The sequence below is a fragment of the Moorena sp. SIO4A5 genome (assembly GCF_010672005.1).
GTDB lineage: Bacteria > Cyanobacteriota > Cyanobacteriia > Cyanobacteriales > Coleofasciculaceae > Moorena.
The window spans coordinates 1-3,020 of sequence record NZ_JAAHHZ010000598.1 but is presented as its reverse complement, the minus strand read 5'-3'; the positions used below and the strand labels follow the sequence as shown (position 1 = coordinate 3,020).

Here is a 3,020-nt window from a genome sequence, read left to right as displayed (position 1 = left end):
ATCCAAATCTGCCATCAGGGTGCTTAAGGATATTTGGCGCAAACGAGCTAATTCTGCCATGGCTTCGACACGTTTAGCTTCGATGGTTTCCACTTGATCACTTAAAGCCAAAAGTTCCCTATACTGATCAGGTGTCAGCATCTCCATTCTTCGTTTTTCAATCAGTTCATCGTAGCGGTTTTGAATGTCTGCTGGTATACCTTGATTAATAGTAATTAGCAACCTAGCCTGATCTGAAGAAAGCCTGGGTGCTTTGCGTTGTGCCTGGAGGGATATGATGTATGCTCCAACGTTCTCCAGTTCAGATAAACTGAGTTGTTCAACAGCTCTAAGTAACTGCTCTTGACATCTCCCCCGGCTGAAGCACGGGGGATTCTACAATGTTGCTACGTGGCAGCGGTTTTCCCGTGCCACTATCGGCTTTCGCCGACGCTACGCGAACGCTTCTTGTTCGATATGATTTTTTAAGAGAATTAAAAATATCAATTAGAGTCGATGCCTGGCATTACCCAGGGCACCTCTCCTTCAAATCTGGACGTGAAGGTTTCCCCTCATCCAGCTCCTAGATATCCTAGTCTCTCGACTTGCCCCCATGGATGAGTTGATGACAACTTTGATGTACGGCCATTAGGTTCTTTGGCTTCCAATTGTCGTGGTTTCCATCGATATGATGAAGGTGTACAGATTCGTCGCCTTTTAGTTTTAGGCCGCAGTATCCACAGGAATGGTTTAGCTTTTTCAAGGCTTTTGATGTAGCGTTATCGTACAATTTACTATTTCTTTGGCTCCAGTAGGCTAAGTCTCCGTCGTAGGGGGACTTAGTTCCTTTTACCATTGTGTGGCCGTTTTCTTTCCATGATACTTTAGGAAAAGCTTTATCCAATAATCTTTTAGATTCGTGCCGATTTATAGATTTCTGCTTTCTGAATTTTCTTTCAGCAGTTTTCATCGGAAAGTAGAGATTATATGGAGAGTCTTCCATACAGCACCATTTGTGGTAGTTTCTCCAGCCTCGTACGATGGGCGCTATTTTTTTTGCTTTGATTTCTGCACCATAATTCGAGCTGTTGACTATGGTTTTTACTTTCTTGAGGAATTTCTTGAGGTTCTCCTTAGCGGGGTAACTCTTGAATCTCCCGTCGTACTGGACTCGAAAATACCAGCCCAGGAAATCAAATCCATCTGTCGCTTTGGTTAGCTTAGTCTTTTCTTCACTGATTTCCATTCCTCGTTCTGCTAGAAAGGTCCTGATTTTATTCAGAATCTTTCCTGCGTTATCTTTTGGCTTTAGAAAAATTACCATATCATCGGCGTACCGTATACTTGGGTGAATATTCTCTATTCCATCAAGTGCGATATTGGCGAGTAGCGGGCTGACCACACCTCCTTGGGGAGTTCCTTGCTCAGGGAATTCGGGATTTACTCCTGCCTTTAAGCATTTGAAAATCCCGTGTTTTAAGCCTGATGGTGCAATTAACTTATCCATAATAGATTTATGGGAGATACGGTCGAAGCACTTTTTGATGTCTAGTTCAATTACTCTTTTGGTGATGCCATTTTTATTGGATTGCAGATGATTTGCTACTTGTCTGTGTGCATCATGGGCACTTCTGCCTGTTCTGAACCCGTAACTTCGGGCATGAAACGTGGCTTCATGTGCTGGTTCAAGAGCGAATTTTGCTAGACATTGCCATGCTCTGTCAGCGATTGTCGGTACTTTCAGCATTCTTGTACCCCCGTTTTTCTTAGGTATTGGGATTTCCCGTAGTCCTAGGTGCGTCCAATTTTCCGCACTGGATACTAGCTTTTTAAGTAACTCGAATCTCTCACTGTATTTCAGGGCTGTTTTTCCGTCGATACCGGCGGTTTTTTTACCCTGGTTGAGCTGTGTCACTTGACGGATGGCCAAAAGTTGTGCTGAACGAGATTTTAGAATCAGTTTCTGTAGAGACCTTGCTTTCCGTAAGTCACCAGCTTGAACTGCTTTGTAAACTCTCTTTTGTAGGCGGAAAAGGTTCTTCCGGAGTTGTTTCCAGTTTTGTCCTTTCCAGAGGTCACTAGATTTTTGATGTCTGTGTCTACCCATGCTCTTCTCCAGTTTGTTTACTCTGAATACCCGTGCTCAGTTTTGGGCACATCTTACCCGACGGGAGGGATTAAGTTTGGCATAACTTACCGGGGTTTCGACCTTTCCCCAGACCTCTATTTGCCGTCGTTTTTACTCGTTCCGTTCCTTAGATTATTTGATGATTTAGGATGTTCCACTTTGCCTATTTCCTTCTCGGAGATTACAGCTAACTCGATAAAATCGCTGTGAGAATGAGGAAATGTAGTCCACATTTTATTTTCAGATTGTGGCTTCCCACTAAGACACTTTTCTAGGAACTGTTTATCCATGTCATCTCCCCGTTAGCGGCAGTGTGGCTAATCTGTTTTGCCTCTGATTCCGCCCTGATGCCAGCTTCACTCTGAAAGGTTGCCGCCTTCCTCGGTGTGGCCAGGTAGGGAGTCACCTGTCTCCTCAGGGGCAGGGCTTTCACCTGCATCCTTAGAACAGTTAGGATTTTGAGGTTTTTGACCTCGCGAATCCCCTTACTCATACCTCTAGGTTTTCCCTAGACTCTTAGTAAGAACGAGCCGCACTATCGATGTGGGAGTGTCAAAGCTCCCCTACCTGCCTTGGTTAGATCAAGACCTAACTGTACAGCTACTTTCCTGGCAATGTTTCCAGCACCATTACAATCAGCATTCACCAGGTATCCTTTAGAAGACTTGTACAAACCACGCCTTACTCTTTTGCCGGAAGGTTTCCATCCACTGGGTTTTTCACCGTGTTTAGGTAATGAATCCTCATCCAATAAAGACGCTTTGCTAGTATAAGATTCCTCTGTTACCGTTAATTTTATGCCGTACTCAGGGCATAGTTGTTCGAGTCTGTTGATTAATCTTTTTGTGGGTATAACCACAAAGTTTTGGTTACCCCGTTTCCCCATTATTGAGCCATTTTTATGTCTTTCATT

At 44.0% G+C, this 3,020-nt stretch carries 3 protein-coding genes and 1 pseudogene; all 4 read right to left on the bottom strand.

Annotation, left to right across the window (positions count from 1 at the left end; genetic code table 11):
* Positions 1-222: pseudogene (locus F6K57_RS41645) on the bottom strand (STAS/SEC14 domain-containing protein); the annotation flags it as partial.
* Positions 223-571: 349 nt separating this feature from the next.
* Positions 572-2,086: a reverse transcriptase domain-containing protein gene (locus F6K57_RS41640; RefSeq protein ID WP_293075035.1), complete on the bottom strand. Its 1,515-nt coding sequence runs from the start codon at positions 2,084-2,086 to the stop codon at positions 572-574.
* Positions 2,087-2,378: 292 nt separating this feature from the next.
* Entirely contained in the window at positions 2,379-2,600 is a 222-nt protein-coding gene (locus F6K57_RS41635; RefSeq protein WP_293075032.1) for a hypothetical protein, read from the bottom strand.
* 42 nt (positions 2,601-2,642) lie between these two features.
* Positions 2,643-3,020, bottom strand: a 378-nt coding sequence (locus tag F6K57_RS41630) for a zinc ribbon domain-containing protein (protein WP_293075029.1), incomplete at its 5' end; no start/stop codon positions are given.

Excerpts from the sequence above, each read along its gene's own strand:
- F6K57_RS41640 (WP_293075035.1), bottom strand. The coding sequence starts at position 2,086 with ATGGGTAGACACAGACATCAAAAATCTAGTGACCTCTGGAAAGGACAA.
- F6K57_RS41635 (WP_293075032.1), bottom strand. The coding sequence starts at position 2,600 with ATGAGTAAGGGGATTCGCGAGGTCAAAAACCTCAAAATCCTAACTGTT.